This window comes from Flavonifractor sp. An52, from assembly GCF_002159385.1.
Lineage (GTDB): Bacteria > Bacillota > Clostridia > Oscillospirales > Oscillospiraceae > Flavonifractor > Flavonifractor avicola.
Genome location: NZ_NFIB01000008.1, coordinates 37,314 through 56,830, shown reverse-complemented (window position 1 = coordinate 56,830; position 19,517 = coordinate 37,314). Strand labels below are relative to the sequence as shown.

Genomic DNA, 19,517 nt, shown 5'->3' with positions numbered 1-19,517 from the left:
TCGCTTGCCTCTCATTCCTCTCATATCAGGCCTCTTCCTGGTTCAGCTCCACCTTACCCTCGGCCACCTCACGGATGGCGATGGTGACAGGCTTATCGTCCAGAGAGATGCCGGCGTCCTCCGCCTCGGTGGCCACCTGACGGGCCCGCTGGGCCACCACGTTCACCAGCATATAGCGGCTGGGCACCTGCTCCAGCAGTTTGTTCATAGGGGGTTCGAGCATCATATTCGATCAGACTCCTTCTACCAGATTCATGCGGTTTTTGGTGCGGCATCCCTCGGCGGTGAGGATGGAGATGATCTCCTCCGCCGCGTCGGACACCTTGTCATTGACCACCAGATAGTCGTAATTGGGGATCTCCCGGTATTCCTCCCGGGCCTTCTGGAGCCGGCCCTGGATGACCTCCTCGCTGTCGGTGGCCCGGCGGTGCAGCCGGCGGGACAACTCCTCAAAGGAGGGGGGTACGATGAAGATACACACCGCGTCGGGGCACTTGGCACGCACCTTGGCGGCGCCCTGGACCTCGATGTCCAGCAACACGTCGATACCGGCATCCAGCTTCTCCCGGATCACCCGCAGAGAAGTGCCGTAGTAATTATGGACATATTCGGCGTATTCCAACAGCTCGTCGTTGGCGATCATCCGCTCAAATTCCTCGCGGGCGACGAAGTTGTAGTTCACTCCGTCCTCCTCGCCCACCCGGGGCTGCCGGGTGGTGAAGGACACGGAAAAATGGATGTCCTTGCGTTCGCTGAGCAGCTCGGCGATCACGGTGCTCTTTCCGACTCCCGAGGGGCCGGACAGCACGATGAGCGTGCCCCGTTCCTTTTTCTTTCCCATCAAGGCGCTTCTTCCTCCTCTGCGGCTTCTGTCTCTTTTCCGCCCAGTCGGCCTGCCACCGTCTCCGGCTGGAGGGCCGAGAGCACGATGTGGTCGCTGTCCATGATGAGCACCGCCCGGGTACGCCGTCCATAAGTGGCGTCGATCAGGTTGCCCTTATCCCGGGCCTCCTGCACCATACGCTTGATGGGGGCGGATTCCGGACTGACGATGGCGATAAGCCGTCCCGCCGATACCATGTTGCCAAAGCCGATGTTGATCAGTTTCATGGGGCCGCTCCTTACTCGATGTTCTGGATCTGTTCCCGGATCTTCTCGATCTCGGCCTTGATATCCACCACATAGCCGGCGGTTTCAATATCGCTGCACTTGGAGCCAATGGTGTTGGCCTCCCGGTTGAACTCCTGGATCAAAAAGTCCAGCTTGCGGCCGATGGCGCCGCCCTGGCTCAGCATATGGTCCAGCTGGGACAGATGGCTGCGCAGGCGGACAGTCTCCTCGTCCACCGCCACCTTGTCGGCATAGATGGCCGCCTCGGTGAGAATGCGGCTCTCGTCGATCTGAGTATTCTGGAGCACCTCATTCATCCGGGCCACCAGCTTGGCACGATAGTCGGCCACGATGCCGGGAGAGCGGGTTTCCACCTTGGACACCAGGCCCTCGATGGTGGCCGCCCGGGACCGGACGTCCTGGCACAGCTTCTCCCCTTCCCGGGTGCGCATGGCGTCAAAGTCGTCCAGCGCCAGATCCAGCACCGTACAGATATCGGCAGACAGGGCCTCCAGGTCCTCCTGGGTCTTTTCCACCAGGAACACGTCCTGGAACCGGGAGAGCAGGGATACAGAGATGTCGTCCTTCAGGCCATAGCTGTCCCGCAGGTCCTTAAGGGCGGCGTAATAGCCGTCGGCCACAGGCTTGTTCACCGAAATGGCCACGTCGCCATTGGCGGAGGGGCCAATGGTGATGTACACGTCCACCTTACCCCGGGAAATCCGGCTCTGCACCCGGCTCTTCACCGCGTCCTCGGCAAACACATAGATGCGGGGCAGCTTGACGGTGCAGTCCAGATAGCGGTTGTTCACCGAGCGCAGCTCCACCGTGATGGGACGGCCGTTCAGGTTGGCCTCTCCCCGGCCATAGCCGGTCATACTCTTGACCAAATGGGGTTCCCCCTGTCGTGTATAGTGTCTCCCGCCGCCCGGCGGGAGGAAAGCATCTAATCTTATATATTATATCAGACTACCGATTCTTCCGCAAGCCCCTGTCCACCCGGGCCACATAGAAGGCAATGAGCTTGGAAAAGCCGATGTCATAGATGACAAAGCCGATGTTGCCGGCAGCAAAGACCATCCAGCTCTGGCTGAGGGCGGCGGGCAAAAAGGGCAGAAAGAGTGCCTTCAGCCCGAACCACAGCACCGCCAGGGCGATGTTGCAGCAGACCAGCTTGCCCACCCATTCCAGTACCCGGCTGGGCAGCCGCTCCAGCAAGCTTTTCACCATGGGCCACAATCCGAAGAAAATCAGGTAGAGCAGCGCCACACTCTTGCTGGGGATAAGGAGCAGACCCAGAATACCGGTGGCGCCGTAGCAGAAAAACCCGGCGGCCAGGCTGGCGGACACCACCGCCCCTGCCGGAAACACCCCCGCCACCGCCACCAGCGCCAGCTTGCCGCTGGGCGCCAGGAAGGCCAGGTAGAGGGAGATGAGGGACAGGCCGGTGAGCAGGCCCACCAGCGCTGTCCGACCCGCACCGCCGCGATAAGAACCACGCCCTGCCATGGCTCAGTTCCCGCAGCCGCCGCACAGGCAGTTAAGGCACATACAGGCGGTACACATATCGCAGGCATCGGGGCCGCTGCCGTAGCCGTAGGGCCGGTAGGCCTGGCCGCCCTGACGCATCATCATCAGGGCCTGACGGTATTCGGCGTTGGAGGGGTCCATGTTGCAGGCGATCTGGATGTGCTGGGTGGCCTCGTCCAGCCAGCCCTTCCGGTAGGCCAGAGAGCCGGTGAGGAAGTGCCACTCGGCATCCTGGTTGGGGGCGGAGCGGAGCAGCTGCTCGGCCCGGCTCAGATCCCCCATATTGATGGCCTGGCGGACCTGGTTGTACAGGCTGGAGCCCTGGGAGGAGGAGCCGTAGGACTGCTGATAGCCGCCCTGATAGCTTCCGCCCTGGTGGCCGCCGCCGGAGCGCATCTTGGTAATGGCGTCGTAGGCCTCGTTGATCTCCTTCATCTTCTCCTCCGCCAGATCGGCCAGAGGATTGTTCTGATAGTTGTCGGGATGGTACTTCCGGGCCAGTTCCCGGTACGCCCGCTTGATCTCGTCGTCGCTGGCGTCAGGCTTTACACCCAATACGCTGTAAGGATCGCTCATGTATGTTTTCTCCTGTCTGTATGATTGGCGGCCTTCCATTGGCCGGTAAAAACCAGTTCTTCCACGGCGGGCAGGCCCAGATAGAGGATATTCTCCACCGTCTCCTGCCAGTGGCCCAGCTCCAGCAGGGCCATGGCGGACCGAGCCAGATTGAGAGAGTGACGCAGAGTGGTGCGCATGGTCTCCCGTCCCTCCTCCGGCCTGCCGTCAAAGCGGGTCAGGATGGGATTGTAGGAGCCGGTACGCTTGTCCTCCTCCAGATCGTCCCAGGCGTCCACCAGGTAGATCCACCGTCCGATGTGGTAGAGCAGCTGTTCCATGGCCCGGTCCCGGGCCCGGTCCCCTGAGGGGGGCGCGGCAGCGGTGAGCAGCCGGGCAAAGGTGTCCGCCGTCCGGTCCATGGAGGGACAGCGTTCGTTTTCCAGGGTCTGAAGTTCCTCCAGGCACCGGCGCACCTGGGCATCAAACTCCGGCCGGGCGGCCGCCGCCTTTTTGTAGCCCCGTCGGAGCAGCAAAGAGAGCAGCCGGGCGGGCAGCCCCTTCCAGAAACCGCTGTCGTCTACCGTGTCCCGCAGCTTCCAGTAGCTGAGGATGGTACCGGCATCGGCGGCTGCGTCCACTCCGTCAGAGAGGACGCAGTTCTTCTTCCTGCACCACAGCCGGGCGGGACATCGCCTGGAGGCAGGCTCCGGCTTTGCCCCGTCCAGCAGCATGGCCAGGAAGGTGAAGTCGTAGTTGAGGAACATCCGGGCCAGAAAGCCGTGGCGCTTGCCCAGAGCGTGGCACACTCCGCAATAGAGGGCCTCATAGTCCCGGTTCTGGCACACCTTCAGTTCGTCCCGCCAGGGACGCACATAGCCGAACATCAGTCAGCTGGATTGATGGCGGTGATACAGAAGGTAATGGAGCGGTTGCGGCGGACCTGCCGGTCCAGCAGCACCGCCAGCAGCACGCCCAGGGCAAAGCCGATGCCGCCCACCGCGGCGCTGATGCCGCTGCTCAGCTGAAAGGCAGCGCAGATAAAATAACCCAGGAAAAACAGGATAAAAGGCACCAGATAGACCACCACAGCCGCCTTCAGAATGCCGCCGGTGGAGGACTCCACCCGCACCATGTCGCCGGGCATGGCCCGCACCGGGTTGGCCGCCATGACGGCCACGGTGGAGCTGACCATCAGCTCGCTGCATCCGCCGCCGCACTTGGAGCAGTCGTGGCCGCAGGCGGACTGACGCTTCACCGCCACCTCCGCCCGGCCATCGGGAAATACTTTGGTTACTTTTGCAGTTTGAATCATGGGATCACCTTGGTTTTTCTCTTTATTCTGTGACAGGAATCTAGGTCAGAGACACGGATATGGCGTATTCGCCCACCACGCCCACGCTGCTGCTGCCATCCAGGTAGACCTTGACCGGGACAGTGCGGCTGCCGGTGGAGGGATCGGTGTTGGACAGGTCGGCTACGATCCGAAGCTGGGACTCGGTGATCTCATTGACCTCCTCCTCCGGGCCCCGGATGAGGACGCTGCACGACTTGGTGATGGCCTCCGCCTCATAGCCCTCGGGCGTGTTGATGATCTCGATGTTGTCCACCTTCATGGTGCGGGTAGCCAGACCCTGAATGGTCACCGTCACATTCACTTCGGTAATGCCGCTGACGTTGGTCAGCTCCGGGGAGAGCTCAATCTCCTTGGTAAACACATTGGTGCCGTATACGTCGGCCAGTTTGATATCACCCAGGGAGATTTCCTTCAGGCCCTCCACATCAGCCTGATCGCCGGACACCATGATGGTGTCGGTGGGACTGAAGGTCACCTTGGCGTCGGCCGCCGTAGCGCCGCCGCCCTCGATGAGGTTGACGGTGAGGGGTACTTCCTTGAGCACCTCCACCGGCAGGGTCACCAGAACGGTTTGGGGATCGGCCTGAATGTTGCTCCCAGTCACCGCGTTTCCGTCCGCATCCATGAGGGTCACCGGACACTGCTCACTGTAGGTGCTGGTCAGGTCCTGCTGAGCCACGGTCACCTGGGCATACTGCACCTCGTTGACCAGCTCCTCCTGGCCGCTGATGGTAATGGTCTCCGGGGTGATGGAGAACTCGCCCCGCTGATAGCCCTCAGCCACACTGCCCTCAAAGACCGCCTGTACCGGCACATCCTTTTCCGTCCAGCGGGACACGGTAAAGTCCACAGTGGAGGGGCTTGTATACCGCAGATCGATGGCGTCGGTGGAGGTGATGGATCGGGGATAGCTGATGATACGGGTGGTGATGGGAATGGATTGCTCACCCGGTTCGGTAATGCCGGACACATCGATATTCACCGTCACATCCCCCTGGGACAGGCGGTTGAACACCTCCCGGCGGGCCTGGATATTGAGGCTCACCGTCTGATCGGCTCCCTGGGAGATCATCAGGCCCCGCTCTTCCAGCACGTCCAGGCCGCTGAATACCACCTGTACGTTGCGGACGGTACCGGTGGTCAGGGGGTTGGCCTCCTTGCCCACATAGATCCAAAGGGCGAAGGCCAGCAGCAGGGAGACCAGAATATAGAACCACTTGGAATCAGTGATCTTTCTCACCATTCAGCTTCTCCCCCTTTCCGCCCCGGAACAGCGACATAAATTTGAACTTGGACGGAGCTTCGGTCTGTTCCTGCTCGGGCATAAGCTCATTGCGGAGCAGCCGTTCCAGGGTTTCGGGGGCCAGATGCCGCTTGAGCATCCCGCCCACCGCCACCGAGATGGAGCCGGTCTCCTCCGACACGATGGCCACCACCGCGTCGGTGTGCTCGCTGGCGCCGATGCCCGCCCGGTGGCGCATACCCAGCTCCCGGGACAGATTCACGTTGCCCGACATGGGGAGCATACAGCCCGCGCCCACGATCCGGCCGCCCCGGACGATGACGGCGCCGTCATGGAGGGGGGCCTTGTTCCAGAAGATGTTTTTCAGAAGCTCGGCGCTCACCGAGCAGTCCAGGGCAGTGCCTGTCTTGATGGCATCATCCAGCATATTCTTCCGCTCAAACACCATCAGCGCACCGGTCTTGGACTTGGACAGAGAGGCGTAGGCCTCCACCGTCTGGGTGATGGCCCCATCCAGCTCGTTGCGTTCCTCAGCGTGGGTAAAAACCTGGCCCAGGCTGGTACGGCCCATCTGCTCCAGGAAGCGGCGGATCTCCGGTTGGAAAATGACCACCAGAGCCACAACGCCCCATTCCACCACCCTGCCCAGCAGGAAATTAACGGTGTTAAGCTGAAGCAGGCTGGAGGCCCACAGGGCCACAATGAGCACCAAAATGCCCTTTGCCACCGCCCCGGAGCTGGTGCGGCGGATGAGCATAATGAGCTTATAGATGATAAACGCCATAATCAGGATGTCGATGATATCGAAGATCCCGATGGGGGTCACCATCCCTTTGAGCTGCTGCAGCAGATATAAAATGCCTTCCATACTCCCACGTCTCCCGCTCTCCGGCGGCGCCGGTCATTGCTCCCTGGCCGGTCCTGTTGAACCGACCTACTTTAACCAATTTATTATACTGTATTCCCCTGTGCTTGACAAGGGTAAGCAAGATCAATTTTCTGTGAATTCCGCTCACCGTTCCCTCAGATCCGACGGGGTCCGACGCTTTCCTGGCAGCAAAAAACCCTCCGGGCCGAGGGCCTTGGAGGGCATTTCGCTCAGCGGGAGGACTGGACCAGCCGGGAGACCTCCCACACAAACCGGTCCACCTCCGCCGGGGTATTGAAGTCGGAGACACTGGCCCGGACGGTGCCCGCATCCAGAGTGCCGGCGTTTTCATGGGCCAGAGGGGCGCAGTGGAGCCCCGCCCGCAGGGCGATGCCCCGGCGGCTCAGGGACTCCCCCACCGCCTCGCAGTCCATCCCCTCCACCTGGAAGGAGAGCACGCCGCTCTGACAGGCCGGGTCCCGTGCCTGAAAAGCTTTTACATGGGGCAGCCGGGCCAGCCCCTGGGCTGCCCGTCGGATAAGGGCCCCCTCCCGTTTGCCGATAGCCTCCGGGGTGCGGGCGGCCACATAGCGCAGCCCCGCCAGCAGTCCGGAAATGCCGGGCATATTGTGGGTCCCCGCCTCCAGCCGGTCAGGCAAATAATCTGGCATGGTCTGGAGGGCGGAGGCACTGCCGGTACCACCCTGGATCAGAGGGACCGCCTCCCCGGCGCAGAGGAGCAGCCCGGTCCCCTGGGGCCCGTACAGCCCCTTGTGGCCGGGCATGGCGATGAAGGCCGCCCCCAGCTTCCCCTGCCGCACCGGCAGACAGCCGGCGGACTGGGAGGCGTCCACGATGAGGGGAATCCTTCGGCGGCGGCACAGGGCGGCGATCTCCTCCATGGGCAAGATAAAACCGAACACATTGGAGACATGGGTACATACCACCGCCGCCGGGTCCGCCTCCAGCCCCGCCTCAAAAGCGTCCAGCAGCCCCTGCCGGTCAAACAGAGGCGCCTTGGCCACCAGGAGTCTCGCCCCCAGAGCGTGAAGGGGCCGGGTGACGGCGTTGTGTTCCCATGGGGAGATGAGCACCCGATCCCCCGGCTTCACCAAGGAACGGATGGCGATGTTCAGGCCGTGGGTGGCGTTGAAGGTAAACACCACCTGCTCAGGGCTCTCCATGCCGAAGAGGTCGGCCGCCGCCTGTCGGCAGGCAAAGGCGGTCTCCGCCGCCCGTCGGGCGGGCAGGTGCCCTCCCCGCCCGGGGCTGGCCAGGTGGTTTACCGCCCAGGCCGCCGCCCGGGCCACGGCGGGGGGCTTTTGCAGGGTGGTGGCGGCGCTGTCCAGGTAGATCACAGCCCCACCTCCCGGTAGCCGCCGTCCTCCGCATGGAGGAAAATCCGCTTGGGTGTGAGGCCAGCCCGGTTGAGGATCACCAGGGCTTTGGTAAGGCTGCGCTCGGCCACCTTCACCGAGTGGCTGCACCCCTCCCGGTCGATGAGTTTGGGGGATCGAAGAATGCGGGCCGTGATCCCCGCCCGCTCCAGCGCGGCGGCTGTCCGCTGGGCATAGGTCAGGGAGCGGCAGACAATGAGATAATAGACCATAAAAAACGCTCCTCTCGCACCAGCATATGTGCAAGAGGAGCAAAGGGTGAACCGTGCATTTAAATGGACTCCAGCAGACAGACAGCGTGGGCGGCCATACCCTCCCCTGTCCCGGTAAAGCCCAGGCCCTCCTCGGTGGTGGCCTTCACGCTAACCTGATCCACGTCCAGTCCCAGCCGGGCGGCCAGATTGGCCCTCATCTGGGAAATGTGAGGGGCCAGCTTGGGGCGTTGAGCCAGGATGGTAGCGTCAATGTTGCCCACCCGGTACCCGGCCTGGGTGAGGCGCTCCCCCACCCGCTCCAGCAGCACCAGGCTGTCCGCCCCGGCGTAGGCCGGGTCGTTATCGGGGAACAGCTTGCCGATGTCCCCCAGGGCCGCCGCCCCCAGCAGGGCGTCCATAATGGCGTGGGTCAGTACGTCGGCGTCGGAGTGGCCCAGCAGCCCCTTCTCCCAGGGGATGTCTACCCCGCCCAAAATCAACTTCCGGCCCTCCACCAGCTTATGTACGTCATATCCGTGTCCGATTCTCATACTTCTTCCCTCCAGGCCAGCAGGGCCTCAGCCATAGCCACGTCCTCCGGCGTGGTCAGTTTCAGGTTGCAGTAATCGCCCTGGGTCAGAGCCACCCCGATACCCAGCCGCTCCACAGCGGAGCAGTCGTCAGTGAGGTCGGCATCCGCCTCCAGTGCCTTGGTGAGGGCCCCTCGAATCAGATCCCGCTGGAACACCTGGGGGGTCTGGACGGCGTAGAGCACCGACCGGTCGGGGGTGGACTCCACCAGACCGTCCCGGGCCACCTTTACTGTATCCTTCACCGGCACAGCGGGGGCGGCGGCGCCGCACTGGGCCGCCCGGCGAATCGCTTCCTCCAGTACCTTCTGGCTCACCAGAGGACGGGCGCCATCGTGGATGGCGGCCAGCTCGATGGAGCGGCTCAGCTCCTCCACCCCGGCCAGTACCGACTGGGTGCGGGTCTCCCCGCCCCGTACTACCTTTCGCACCTTGGACAGGGCGGCATCCCGGCACAGACCGCTGATGGGCACGATCAAATCCTCCCGGGTAACCACCACGATCTCGTCAATGAGGGGGCAGTTGTCCAGGGCCCGCAGGGTACGGATGATCACCGGCACCCCGTCCAGGGGGAGCAGCACTTTGTCTTGCCCCATCCGGGTGGAGCTGCCCGCCGCAGGCACCACCGCGCCGCAGCGGAGGGATTCCGGCCTGTCCCGATGAAACAGCCGGGAGAATATGCCTGCCATGTTGGTTCCTCCTTCTACAAAAAAGGAGCCTGCCGGCCCCTTTTTATCGCTTGATATGGGCGGGGCGGTTGGCCGTCCCTCCGTTGTATCCTATTACGCCATAGCGGTATTGATGCGCTTTTCCACGTCCTCATAGCTGGCGTTCTGGGAGAGCACGATCTCTGAGATCAGAATCTGTTTGGCGGAGTGGAGCATCTTGCGCTCTCCGGTGGAGAGGCCCCGCTCCTCATCCCGGTGGGTCAGTCCCTTTACCACCCGAGCCACTTCCAGCAAATCCCCGCTTTTCAGCCGGAGCATATTTTCCCGGTAACGGCGGTTCCAGTTTGGGGTCATATCCACCTCGATGCCGGGAATGGCGGCAATGACGCGTTCCGCCTCCTCCCCGTTGATCACCGGGCGCACACCAATCTCCTCGCTGTTCTCCGTGGGGATCATGACCAGCATCCCGCCCACAGGCAGCTTGAGAATGTAGTACTCCCGTACGACACCGTTGATTTTCTTCTGCACGATGCTGTCCACAATACCAGCACCATGCATCGGGTGAACGATTTTGTCCCCTACCTGAAACACGATCCCACCTCCAAGCAGATCTGTCCGGTTCCTATACACTCCTTACCTTGTTTTATCCGATACAAGTTCATTATAGACCGGATTTCAATGCTTTGCAAGTAAAATCCCTTGCGTCTGTGTAAAAAAGCGGGGAATCCGGGCGAAAAAGCCTCCGCTGTGCTGCTCTGTGGTCCAAAATGCAAAAAACCGGGGACGCCAGAACTGGCGTCCCCGGTTGGGTGACGGAATTACTCCTCCTCGGGAGCAGCCTCCTCGTCGCCGCCCTCCAGCAGAGCGCGGATGGACAGGGAGACCTTCTTGTGGTCGTAGTCGATGTCGATGATCTTCACGTCCACCATCTGGCCCTCGCTCAGCACGTCGCCGGGCTTGTCGATGCGGTGATCGGCAATCTGGGAGATGTGGATCAGACCGTCCACACCGGGCACGATCTCGGCAAAGGCGCCGAAGGTCATCAGCTTGACCACGCGGACATTGGCCACGTCGCCCACCTGATACTTGCTGGTGAAGATCTCCCAGGGATTCTGGGAGCGATCCTTCATGCCCAGAGAGATCTTCTTCTTCTCGGGGTCGAAGGAGATGACATACACCTCAACGGTGTCGCCCACGGAGACGACCTCGGAGGGGTGCTTGATGCGGGACCAGGACAGCTCGGAGATGTGGACCATGCCGTCCACGCCGCCGATGTCCACGAAGGCGCCGTAAGAGGTCAGGCTCTTCACGGTACCGGTGTAGCGCTTGCCCTCCTCGATGTTGGCCCACACCTCGGCGGCCTTGGCAGCACGCTCCTCGGCCTCGACGGCGCGGATGGAGCCCACCACGCGCTTACGGGCGCGGTTGACCTCGGTGATGCGCAGGCGCACCTTCTGCTTGACCAGCTGGCTCATGGGGGTGTCACGGGGCAGACCGGTCTGGGAAGCGGGCACGAAGACGCGCACGCCCTTGATGGACACGACGACGCCGCCCTTGTTTTCCTCGGTGACCACGCCCTCGACGGTGGTGTGATCCTCCTTGGCCTGCTCCACGTCTTCCCAGCTCTTCACGGTGTCAAGGCGCTTCTTGGAAAGGGTGACAACACCCTCCTGGTCGTTCACGCGCATGACGTAAGTCTCAATCTCATCGCCAACCTTTACCAGGTCCTCGACCTTGACCGTAGGGTCGTCGGTCAGTTCGGACACCGGTATGTAGCCGGCGTGCTTGGTGCCAAGATCCACATAGATCTCAGTAGGCGTAATGCCAGTGACAACGCCCGTGACCTTCTCCCCTGTATTTAAAGTCTTGATCGATTTCTCCAGCATTTCAGCGAAGGATTCCTCGATCTCAATGTTTTCGTCGCTCATTTTGTCATAGACCTCCTTTATAATCCACTCAGGCGTGGACGCGCCCGCAGTGATTCCAATAGAAGCCTTCCGGTACAGGGTGGAAGGTTCCAGCTCTGCCGCCCGTTCGATCCAAACGACCATGGGACAGAGCGCTTTGCATAACTCGGCCAGCCGTTTGGTGTTGGAGCTTTCCCGCCCACCGATGACGACCATAGCATCGCTTTTGGCGGCCAGCGCCTGAGCCTCAGACTGCCGTTTATACGTAGCATTACATATTGTATCAAAAATTTTTAAATTTGTACACTCTTTTTTTGCTTTTTTTACGCACTCTGTCCAGATAAAGTGCGTGGAGGTGGTTTGGGACACCATGGTGATGGGCAGTTCCCGCCGTTTGGGGTCCTCCTCCAGCCACTGGGCCAGAGCCTGTTCCCCTTCCAGCACAACAGGATGGGCACACCAGCCGGCGATGGCAGCCACCTCCGGGTGGTCGGGCATCCCGATGATGAGTACCTGCCGGCCCTCCCCCTCCGCCTCCTCCACAATGCGGTGGATGCGGGAGACATTGGGACAGGTAGCGTCGATCACAGGACAGCCACGCTCCTCCAGGGCCTTGTGGACCGCCCGCCCCTCCCCGTGGGAGCGGATGATGACGGCAGTACCGGGCGGTACCTGGTCGGGAGACTGGATCAGCGCCACCCCCTGCTCCTTCAGATAGTCAATGACGCTGCCATTGTGGATGATGGGGCCCAGCATGGCACAGGGTCTGCCGCTTTTGGCGGCCTGTTCCGCCAACTCCACCGCACGCCGGACGCCGTAGCAGAACCCGGCGGACCGGGCCAGCTCCACCCTCATCGTCCCGCCTGAGGCTGCAAAGCCTCGATCCGTCTCATCAGGTCCTCGGCGATGGCCTTGTACTCATCCGGGGTAGGCCGCTTGGAGGTTGTTTCAGGGTAATAAGGCTCCCCGATGACCACCGGATTCCAGCGGAACCACCGCTTTTCCGCCGGAACATATATGGGCACGATGGGCACGCCGGTGCGGACGGCCAGCATGGCGGCGCCCGTCTTGGCGTCTCCCATATCCCCGTCCTGATGACGGGTACCCTCGGGGAACATGAGCAGCAGCTCTCCGTTTTTCAGATACTTCATGGCGGTCTTGATGGCCCCGATGTCAGCCTGGCCCCGTTTGACGCCGAAAATGCCGCCGTGCTTCAGGATCCAGCCGATGATGGGCCAGTGCATGACCTCCTCCTTGGCCATGACGTGGATCTGGTGCTTCAGGCCCAGGGCGTAGGCCACAAAGAGGGGGTCGCTCATCCGGGTGTGGTTGGCGCACAGCAGGGCGCCCCCTTCCGGAAAGTTCTTCTTGTTGATGCAGCGGGTGGGTTTAAAGATACGGAAGACCGGCCAGAGAACGATATAGGCCAGGATATAGATGATATTCATGCCTGCAACTGCTCCTTTGCAATCTGAATCAGCAGGTCCAAGCTTTGTTGCAGGTCCAGCTGGGTGGTATCGGCCAGAACCGCATCCTCCGCCTGACGCAGAGGCGCGGCAGAGCGGGTGCTGTCCTTCTCATCCCGCTCCTTTACGTCCCGCAGCACCGCCTCATAACCGGCACTCTGGCCCCGCTCCTTCAGCTCCAGCCAGCGGCGGCGGGCCCGTGCCTCGGGAGCTGCGGTAAGGAAGATCTTTACGTCAGCCTCAGGCAGCACCACGGTGCCGATGTCCCGGCCGTCCATCACCACGTCGTGCTCCTGAGCCAGTTTCCGCTGGCGGTCCAGCAAAAAAGCACGGACCTCGGGTATGGCGGACACGCAGGAGGCGTACCAGGAGATCTCATGCTGCCGGATGGCCTGGGATACGTCCTCTCCATTGAGGTACATCCGCTGTTCCCCGTCCTCCCCGTAGCCCAGACCGATGTCCATGCCGGGCAGCAGGGCGGTCACCGCCTCTCTGTCCTCCGGGTCTGCGCCGGTACGGAAGGCGCGCAGGCCCACGGTACGATAGATGGCCCCGGTATCTACATACAGGTAACCCAGCGCCTTTGCCAACGCCCGGGCCAGGGTGGATTTTCCCGCCCCGGAGGGTCCGTCGATGGCAATGCTCCTGTGCTTGGTCATATCACTCTGCCTCCTTGGAGGGACGAACGAACTCCGCTGCGCCTCGTCCCGCCGCCCGGCCGGTGGACCAGGCGATCTGCAAATTAAAGCCGCCGGTGTAGGCGTCTACATCCAGCACTTCCCCGGCAAAAAAGACCCCGCCCGCCTTCTTGGAGGCCATGGTATGGGGGTCTACCTCAGAAGTTTTGACGCCGCCGGCAGTGACAATGGCCTCGGCGATGGGCCGGGGTCCGGAAATATCGATGCGAATGCACTTGAGGGTCTCCACCAACCGGCGGCGCTGCCCCTTGGTCACCGAGTTGGCCTTCAGGTCGCCGGGAATGCTGGTCAGCTCCAGCACCACCGGCACCATGAGCCGGGGCACCAGCCCCTCCAGCACATGGCGGAAATCCTTGTTGGCCCCCTCCCCCAGGTCCCGGAGCACCCGGGCATCCAGCTTTTCCTGGTCCAGGGCGGGTTTCAGATCCAGCAGGATGTAGTAGTGTTCCTTCCCCATGTCCCGCATATGGGCGGAGGCGGAAAGGATCAGGGGCCCGGTGATACCGAAGTGGGTGAAGAGCATCTCCCCCTGCTCGGCATACACCGTCTTTTTCTTACTGTTTTTCACCTGGATAGCCACGTTCCGCAGGCTGAGACCCTGCATCTGGGCGCAGAATGCCTGCTCCGCCACCAGAGGTACCAAAGAGGGCCGGGGCTCCACGATGGTATGGCCCAGCACCTTGGCAAAGTCGTAGCCATCGCCGGTAGAGCCGGTGAGCGGATAGGACACGCCGCCGGTGGCGATGACCGCCGCCTGGCAGAGATAGTTCCCCTTCTCCCCCTGTACGCCGGTGATGTGTCCCTCCTCCAGGATCAGGCCGGTGGCCCGGTCCTGGACGATGTCCACCCGGGCATTCCGCAGAGCACGCAGCAGGGCGTCGATGATGTCGGCGGCCTTGTCGGACTGAGGAAACACCCGGTTGCCCCGCTCGATCTTCAGCGGTACCCCAAGGCCCTCAAAGAAGGCCTCCGCCTCCTCGGGGGAAAAGCGGGTGGCGGCGCTGGTAAGGAACCGGCTGTTGCCGGGGATGTTTTGCAGCAACTCCTGCACCGTGCAGTGGTTGGTCACGTTGCACCGGCCCTTGCCGGTGATGTACAGCTTGCGGCCCAGCTTAGGGTTGCGCTCCAGCAGGGTAACGGACACGCCCTGCTCCGCGGCGGCCAGGGCCGCCATACACCCGGCGGCGCCGCCGCCAATCACGATGATCTCACTCAAGGGTTTTCGTCCACCTTCTCATAGACCTCATACTCGTCCCAGATTCGTTCCAGACTCTCAAAGGTACGGGAGAGGTCGTCGTTCTTCTTTCGGCCGATGGCCACGATCAGGGCATTGACCAGGCTGAGGGGGGCCACCAGGGAATCCACGAAGGAGGCCATGTCGCTCTTGGCCAGCAGGGTGATGGTGGAATAGGGAGCCAGCGGGGATGCCGCCGAGTCGGTAATGGCAATGGCCTCCGCCCCCCGGTCGTGGGCAAACTGCATGGCCTTCACCGTCCGGCGGGAGTAGCGGGGGAAGCTGATCCCGATGATCACGTCCTCCGGCCCGATGTGGAGCAGCTGCTCAAAGACCTCACTGCTGGAGGTGGTGTGGATGATGGTCACATTGTTGAAGATCAGGGTAAAATAGAACCCCATAAAGCTGGCGATGGCGGCGGCGGAGCGCACACCCAGAATATAGATGTGGCGTGCCTTGACGATGGCGTCCACCGCACGCTGGAACTGGGCCTGGTCGGTCTCCTCCATGGTCAGGCGGATCTTCTCAATGTCGGACTGCATCACCATGGACAAAATGTCGTGGTCTCCGATGCGGTCGTTGGTCACCTCGATGCGCTGGATGGAGGTGAGCTTGCTGCGGATCATCTCCTGCAGGGCCTTCTGCATGGCGGGATAGCCATCGTAGCCCAGCTCAGCGGCAAAGCGCACCACAGTGGACTCGCTCACCTTTACCGTCTTGCCCAGCTTGCTGGCCGTCATGAAGGCGGCCTTGTCATAGGACTCCAGGATAAAGTTGGCGATGAGCTTCTGCCCCTTGGAGAAGGTATTCATTTCAGATTGAATGGTAGAGAGAATATCTTTCGGCATAACCAGTACCTCCCGGCGTTCTGATCCCTGTCGACATAACGCCGTTAACCTTGATGACAAAGAATCCCGGTCCATCCCCCGGTGTGACCGTGGACAGACCGGACAGAAAGACGGCCGCGCAGCCGCGGTACGTCCCTTGATTCAGTAAACACTATCATACTGGTTTTCCGAAAGAAAAGCAATCCCCTTTTTGCAAGAATTCTATCATTTCCTGCAAAAAGTCCCTCAGGCTCTGGGTGGGACCTGCTCCAGCAGGGCCACTTCCTCCCTGCTGAGGACTCTCCAGCGGCCCGGCTTCAGCTCTCCCAGGGTGAGGGCTCCCTCCCGCACCCGGCGCAGGCGGGTGACCTGGAGTCCGGCGGCGGCGCACATCCGCCGCACCTGCCGGTTGCGCCCCTCATGGATGGTGACGGACAGAATCCCCTCCCCCGCTCGCTCCACTTGGGCGGGACTGAGGGGCACGCCGTCCAGCTCCATGGGACCCCGCAGCACCGGCAGAGCGGCGGGGATATCTCCTTTCACCCACACCAGATACTCCTTCTCCACCTCATGGCTGGGATGGATGAGCCGCTGGGTCAGCTCCCCGTCGTCGGTGAGGATGAGCAGGCCCTCCGAATCCAGGTCCAGCCGGCCCACCGGCCACACCCGGGCCCCGCAGCCTTTCACCAGGTCGCCCACGGTTTTCCGTCCCTTCTCGTCGGACAGGGTAGTGACATAGCCCCTTGGCTTGTTGAGCATCAGATAAGTACGCTTTTCAGGACCCTTCAGGGGCCTGCCGTCCACCCGGATATCGTCTTTGTCCGGGTCGGCCTTATCACCTACAGCGGCAGGCTTGCCGTTCACCGTCACCCGGCCCGCCGCCAGCCAGCCCTCCGCCGTCCGGCGGGAGCAAACACCGTGGGCGGAGAGTATTTTTTGCAGCCGTTCTTCCACCGGCAGTCTCCTTTCCGCAGTTGAGGCCTGCCGTAAAACGGCAGACCTCTTCTGTATTGTGTCAAATTCATCCGAACAGCCGCTGCCACCACCGCAGAGGGGCCACGTTGTTGGCCGCGCCCGTCTGGTAGAGCAGGGGCAGCCGGCCGATCTCATCCCCGTTCAGGGTGAGGGTGAGGCTCCCCGCCGGGAACCCGGCCTCCACCGGGGCCTCCACCTGCTCCGGCAGGTCCACCGTACGCTGGACGGTCTCGCCCTGGGCCAGCGGGTAATAAAAGTCGGACACGGTGCTCACCCGGGTGAAAGGGCACAGACTGCCCGTCACCGGAATGTGGGTCCACTCCCCCGCCGACGCCGCCAGGGTCCGGGGATAGGTGGCAAAGCCGTAGTCAAAGAGGGCGGCGTGGTCGGTCCAGTCGTTGGGGGCGTTGAGGGTGACGGCGATGAGCTCCTGGCCATCCCGCAGGGCGCTGGACACCAGGGTCCGTCCCGCCTCGTCGGTGTAGCCCGTTTTCAGGCCGGTGCACCCCTCATACCGCCACAGCAGCTTGTTGTGGTTGGTCAGGCTCCGACCAGCAATGAAGACAGACCGGGTGGAGACGATGGCCCGCAGCTCCTCCCGCTCCAGCACCGCCCGGGCCAGGATGGCCATATCGTAGGCGGTGGAGCAGTGGTCGGGATCGTCCAGACCGTTGGGGTTTGCAAAGTGGGTGTCGTTCATGCCCAGCTGGGCGGCCTTTTTGTTCATCTCCGCCACGAAGCTCTCCACGTCTCCCCCGCAGTAGCCTGCAATGGCCAGGGCCGCGTCGTTGCCCGAGGAGAGCATCAGCCCGTAGAGCAGAGCCTCCAGGGTGACCTTCTCCTCCGGCTTGAGGTACATGGAGGAGCCCTCCGCCCCCGTCCACTCACGCTTGATGGTTACCGTGGAGGACAGATCGGGGTGGAGTTCCACCGCCACCAGGGCGGTCATCAGTTTGGTGATGCTGGCGATGCTCCTCTGTTCCCGGGCGTTTTTCTCATAGAGCACCCGCCCGCTCTCTTTGTCCATCAGGATGGCCGAGGAGGCGGACGGGGTGGGTTCTGCCCCGAAAACGGGCAGGACCAGCAGAGACAGAACCAGCAAAAGGGCGCACCAGCGTTTCAAAACAGCATCACCTCACGTTGATGCCGTTAGTATACGCCCTCAAACCCCGGTTTATCCGTGCCCGGGTTGGCGGCCTTCTCTGCCTTTTTCTTCTCCTGCTGCTTCTCAATGAAGTCCGTGATCTTGTCGATGGCCTCGGGCACCATCTCCACCACCCGGTCCACAGTGGTAGCGGCGGGAGGCGCCACAGGCAGCAGCTTCACCGAGCCGTCCTTGACCACCAGGAAGCCCACCGGGATCAGGTTGATGCCCGCCCCGGCGCCGCCGCCGAAGCAGCTGTTGTCCTCCGGCTTCTTGTGCTTGCTGCCAAACTCAGTGCCGCCGGAGCCCACACCCACGCTGAGCCGGGAGATGGGGATGATGGTCACCTCGCCGGTGACGATGGGCTGGCCCACAATGGTGTTGGCGTCTGCGATCTCACGGACCTTGTCCACGATCTCGCCCATCAGATCTCCGATAGGATGCTTTTCCATAGCTTAAACCGCCTCTTTCTGTGTTTCCTGCCGGGATTTGCTCCCGCTTTTTTGTTTGGAAAGGATGGGCAGTACCTTGGATGCCACCCGGACGCCCAAGGCAAGGATCTGCCCGATGGTCAATGTGGCCGCCGCCCGCAGATATATAGTGGGATGCTCGGTGGTAAAATCCACGTTGGTGCGGATGCGCCACTCCTTCACCTTGAAATTTTGCTCCACCAGGGGCCAAAACATACCGATGGCCCCGTTGAGCCTGCCGTAATTCACCGCCGTCTTGGCCGGATCGGCGGAGGCAACAACCATGTCCAAGTAGAACTGGTCAATGCGGATCTTCCGCCGCAGCTGCCCGGCGGCATCGGTCACCACCGGCAGCAGTTCTTTCACCAGATCAAAGATTTCTCCCGCTGTCTTGGGTTTCTTTGGAGGCTTAGACTTTTTTTGTTTGGATGCCTTGGCTTTTTTTGCCTTGGCCGGTTTGGGCTGTTTGGCCTTCCGGGGAAAGAGGGTCACCCGCACCGGGCCTACCAGCAGCCGAACGGTAAAGGTCTTTTGGGCGTACTCCGCCCATACCCCCACCCGGATCAGGCTGAGCAGCACCAGCGCCAGGACCACGATCCCCAGAACCAGCAGCACAATCATGCCCCAGACTCCTCCTCAGACTTGGCCAGCTCCCTGGCGGCTTCCTCGATCTCTTCTTCGGTAATGGCGGACAGGTTCTCCCCTTCCTCCGCCGCCTTCAGCCGCTCCACCGCCGCCTGCATCTCCAGGGTAATTTGCCCGTCCTCCGGCGGCATATTGGGCAGCTCGGGCAGTTCGTCCAGGCTGGACAGGCCGAAGGACCGCAGGAAGGTCTGGGTGGTGCGGTACTGGATGGGCCGGCCCGGCACCGCCAGGCGGCCTCCCTCCTCGATCAGGTCCCGCTCCAGCAGCAGGCCGATGGTGTAGGAACTGTCCACCCCCCGCACCTGGTCCACATAGGCCCGGGTGGCCCCCTGGTTGTAGGCGATGATGGCCAGCACCTCCAGGGCCGGCTGGCTCAGCCGGGCGGGGCGGCGGGTCTCAAAGGCCTTGCGGATGTAGGGGGCAAACTCGGGGGCGGAGCACAGCTGATAGCTGGTCTCCAGCCGCACCAGCCGGATGCCCCGGCGCTCATAGCTGTAGCGGTCGGCCATACGCTTGCACACCGTGTCCACGGTGCCCCGGTCCAGGTCCAGGGCCAGGCACAGCCGTTCCACTCCCACCGGCTCCCCGGCGGCAAAGAGGATGCCCTCGATGGCCGATTCGATTTCCTTTACTTCCATA

General features: G+C 62.3%; 25 protein-coding genes. All 25 read right to left on the bottom strand.

Translation table 11 applies throughout. From position 1 onward, the window contains the following. Positions 1-25 precede the first annotated feature (25 nt). Positions 26-226 carry a DNA-directed RNA polymerase subunit omega gene (rpoZ, locus tag B5G06_RS04685; RefSeq protein WP_087187928.1) on the bottom strand — a complete coding sequence of 67 codons (201 nt, stop codon included), beginning with the start codon at positions 224-226 and terminating at the stop codon, positions 26-28. A 6-nt stretch (positions 227-232) separates the two neighbouring features. Beyond that, positions 233-841 carry a guanylate kinase gene (gene gmk / locus B5G06_RS04680; protein WP_204220746.1) on the bottom strand — a complete coding sequence of 203 codons (609 nt, stop codon included), beginning with the start codon at positions 839-841 and terminating at the stop codon, positions 233-235. Continuing rightward, positions 841-1,110, bottom strand: coding sequence for an extracellular matrix/biofilm regulator RemA (locus B5G06_RS04675; RefSeq protein ID WP_087187926.1), 270 nt, complete (start codon positions 1,108-1,110; stop codon positions 841-843). The genes gmk and B5G06_RS04675 overlap by 1 nt, the downstream gene beginning before the upstream one ends. An 11-nt stretch (positions 1,111-1,121) precedes the next feature. Further along, positions 1,122-2,000: a YicC/YloC family endoribonuclease gene (locus tag B5G06_RS04670; RefSeq protein ID WP_087187925.1), complete on the bottom strand. Its 879-nt coding sequence runs from the start codon at positions 1,998-2,000 to the stop codon at positions 1,122-1,124. A gap of 79 nt (positions 2,001-2,079) precedes the next feature. Beyond that, the gene (locus B5G06_RS04665) at positions 2,080-2,619 is read right to left on the bottom strand and encodes a hypothetical protein (protein WP_087187924.1); all 540 of its coding nucleotides are present in this window, start codon (positions 2,617-2,619) and stop codon (positions 2,080-2,082) included. A gap of 3 nt (positions 2,620-2,622) precedes the next feature. Continuing rightward, positions 2,623-3,216: a J domain-containing protein gene (locus tag B5G06_RS04660; RefSeq protein ID WP_087187923.1), complete on the bottom strand. Its 594-nt coding sequence runs from the start codon at positions 3,214-3,216 to the stop codon at positions 2,623-2,625. Beyond that, positions 3,213-4,082, bottom strand: a complete 870-nt coding sequence (locus tag B5G06_RS04655) for a DUF5685 family protein (protein ID WP_087187922.1) — start codon at positions 4,080-4,082, stop codon at positions 3,213-3,215. Before B5G06_RS04655 ends, B5G06_RS04660 begins: the two co-directional genes overlap by 4 nt. Beyond that, positions 4,082-4,510 carry a SoxR reducing system RseC family protein gene (locus B5G06_RS04650; protein ID WP_087187921.1) on the bottom strand — a complete coding sequence of 143 codons (429 nt, stop codon included), beginning with the start codon at positions 4,508-4,510 and terminating at the stop codon, positions 4,082-4,084. The genes B5G06_RS04655 and B5G06_RS04650 overlap by 1 nt, the downstream gene beginning before the upstream one ends. 40 nt (positions 4,511-4,550) lie before the next feature. Continuing rightward, positions 4,551-5,795 carry a CdaR family protein gene (locus B5G06_RS04645; protein ID WP_087187920.1) on the bottom strand — a complete coding sequence of 415 codons (1,245 nt, stop codon included), beginning with the start codon at positions 5,793-5,795 and terminating at the stop codon, positions 4,551-4,553. Then, positions 5,776-6,663 carry a diadenylate cyclase CdaA gene (gene cdaA / locus B5G06_RS04640; protein WP_087187919.1) on the bottom strand — a complete coding sequence of 296 codons (888 nt, stop codon included), beginning with the start codon at positions 6,661-6,663 and terminating at the stop codon, positions 5,776-5,778. The genes B5G06_RS04645 and cdaA overlap by 20 nt, the downstream gene beginning before the upstream one ends. Positions 6,664-6,893: 230 nt before the next feature. Next, positions 6,894-8,021: an aminotransferase class V-fold PLP-dependent enzyme gene (locus tag B5G06_RS04635; RefSeq protein WP_087187918.1), complete on the bottom strand. Its 1,128-nt coding sequence runs from the start codon at positions 8,019-8,021 to the stop codon at positions 6,894-6,896. Further along, positions 8,018-8,272, bottom strand: coding sequence for a DUF3343 domain-containing protein (locus B5G06_RS04630; protein ID WP_087187917.1), 255 nt, complete (start codon positions 8,270-8,272; stop codon positions 8,018-8,020). The genes B5G06_RS04635 and B5G06_RS04630 overlap by 4 nt, the downstream gene beginning before the upstream one ends. A 59-nt stretch (positions 8,273-8,331) precedes the next feature. Next, complete coding sequence (gene ispF / locus B5G06_RS04625) at positions 8,332-8,805, bottom strand: 2-C-methyl-D-erythritol 2,4-cyclodiphosphate synthase (RefSeq protein WP_087187916.1); 474 nt, start codon at positions 8,803-8,805, stop codon at positions 8,332-8,334. After that, the gene (gene ispD, locus B5G06_RS04620; protein WP_087187915.1) at positions 8,802-9,533 is read right to left on the bottom strand and encodes a 2-C-methyl-D-erythritol 4-phosphate cytidylyltransferase; all 732 of its coding nucleotides are present in this window, start codon (positions 9,531-9,533) and stop codon (positions 8,802-8,804) included. Before ispD ends, ispF begins: the two co-directional genes overlap by 4 nt. Positions 9,534-9,626: 93 nt before the next feature. Further along, complete coding sequence (locus B5G06_RS04615) at positions 9,627-10,103, bottom strand: CarD family transcriptional regulator (protein WP_087187914.1); 477 nt, start codon at positions 10,101-10,103, stop codon at positions 9,627-9,629. A 227-nt stretch (positions 10,104-10,330) separates the two neighbouring features. Further along, a complete protein-coding gene (locus B5G06_RS04610) occupies positions 10,331-12,274 on the bottom strand; it encodes a bifunctional 4-hydroxy-3-methylbut-2-enyl diphosphate reductase/30S ribosomal protein S1 (RefSeq protein ID WP_087187913.1) in 1,944 nt (647 codons plus the stop codon). Beyond that, positions 12,271-12,867, bottom strand: coding sequence for a lysophospholipid acyltransferase family protein (locus B5G06_RS04605; protein WP_087187912.1), 597 nt, complete (start codon positions 12,865-12,867; stop codon positions 12,271-12,273). The genes B5G06_RS04610 and B5G06_RS04605 overlap by 4 nt, the downstream gene beginning before the upstream one ends. Then, on the bottom strand, positions 12,864-13,544 hold the full coding sequence (gene cmk, locus B5G06_RS04600; RefSeq protein WP_087187911.1) for a (d)CMP kinase: 681 nt from the start codon (positions 13,542-13,544) through the stop codon (positions 12,864-12,866). Before cmk ends, B5G06_RS04605 begins: the two co-directional genes overlap by 4 nt. A 1-nt stretch (position 13,545) precedes the next feature. Then, the gene (locus B5G06_RS04595; protein ID WP_087187910.1) at positions 13,546-14,799 is read right to left on the bottom strand and encodes an NAD(P)/FAD-dependent oxidoreductase; all 1,254 of its coding nucleotides are present in this window, start codon (positions 14,797-14,799) and stop codon (positions 13,546-13,548) included. Then, a complete protein-coding gene (locus tag B5G06_RS04590; protein ID WP_087187909.1) occupies positions 14,796-15,665 on the bottom strand; it encodes a MurR/RpiR family transcriptional regulator in 870 nt (289 codons plus the stop codon). Before B5G06_RS04590 ends, B5G06_RS04595 begins: the two co-directional genes overlap by 4 nt. Positions 15,666-15,890: 225 nt before the next feature. Then, positions 15,891-16,598 (bottom strand): pseudouridine synthase, encoded by a 708-nt coding sequence (locus tag B5G06_RS04585; RefSeq protein ID WP_087187908.1) that lies wholly within the window; start codon positions 16,596-16,598, stop codon positions 15,891-15,893. 67 nt (positions 16,599-16,665) lie between these two features. Next, the gene (locus B5G06_RS04580; protein WP_087187907.1) at positions 16,666-17,742 is read right to left on the bottom strand and encodes a D-alanyl-D-alanine carboxypeptidase family protein; all 1,077 of its coding nucleotides are present in this window, start codon (positions 17,740-17,742) and stop codon (positions 16,666-16,668) included. 26 nt (positions 17,743-17,768) lie between these two features. Then, on the bottom strand, positions 17,769-18,215 hold the full coding sequence (locus B5G06_RS04575; RefSeq protein WP_087187906.1) for a GerW family sporulation protein: 447 nt from the start codon (positions 18,213-18,215) through the stop codon (positions 17,769-17,771). Positions 18,216-18,218: 3 nt separating this feature from the next. After that, a complete protein-coding gene (locus tag B5G06_RS04570) occupies positions 18,219-18,854 on the bottom strand; it encodes a DUF2953 domain-containing protein (protein ID WP_087187905.1) in 636 nt (211 codons plus the stop codon). Beyond that, complete coding sequence (gene scpB, locus B5G06_RS04565) at positions 18,851-19,516, bottom strand: SMC-Scp complex subunit ScpB (protein WP_087187904.1); 666 nt, start codon at positions 19,514-19,516, stop codon at positions 18,851-18,853. The genes B5G06_RS04570 and scpB overlap by 4 nt, the downstream gene beginning before the upstream one ends. Position 19,517 lies beyond the last annotated feature (1 nt).